Here is a 520-nt window from a genome sequence, read left to right as displayed (position 1 = left end):
GTCGTCCCAATGGGCGCGGACGTGCTTGATGTTCAGGGTGCCGCCGATCAGTGGGCGCAGCGTCGGGTAGGCCTGCACCCCCTGCGGCACGTACAGCTTGGTTTCGCCGAGGTCGCGGATGCGCGGCGCGAAGCGAAAACCCAGCAGATGCATCAGGGCGAAGACGTGATCGGTGAAGCCGGCCGTGTCGGTGTAGTGCTCCTCGATCCGCAGGTCGGACTCGTGGTACAGCAGGCCGTCGAGCACATAGGTGGAATCGCGCACGCCGACATTCACCACGCGGGTGCTGAACGGGGCGTACTGATCGGAGATATGGGTGTAGAACAGCCGCCCCGGCTCGCTGCCGTACTTCGGATTGACGTGCCCGGTGCTCTCGCCCCGGCCGCCCGCCCGGAAGCGCTGGCCATCGGAGGATGAGGTGGTGCCGTCGCCCCAGTGAGCGGCGAAGGCATGCCGGTACTGGTGGTTGACCAGCTCGGCCAGGGCTGCCGAATAGGTTTCGTCGCGGATGTGCCAGGCT

The 520-nt window shown here is 66.5% G+C and carries 1 protein-coding gene; it reads right to left on the bottom strand.

Translation table 11 applies throughout. The features are described from left to right. Positions 1 to 520: Tn3 family transposase (locus C167_RS32005; RefSeq protein ID WP_017516358.1), on the bottom strand; the 520-nt coding region annotated here is incomplete at both ends.

Origin of the sequence: Pseudomonas nitroreducens TX1 (genome assembly GCF_000313755.1) — a bacterium.
Classification (GTDB): Bacteria; Pseudomonadota; Gammaproteobacteria; order Pseudomonadales; family Pseudomonadaceae; genus Pseudomonas; species Pseudomonas nitroreducens_A.
The sequence above is the reverse complement of the archived record's forward strand: the minus strand, read 5'-3'. Positions and strand labels throughout refer to the sequence as shown.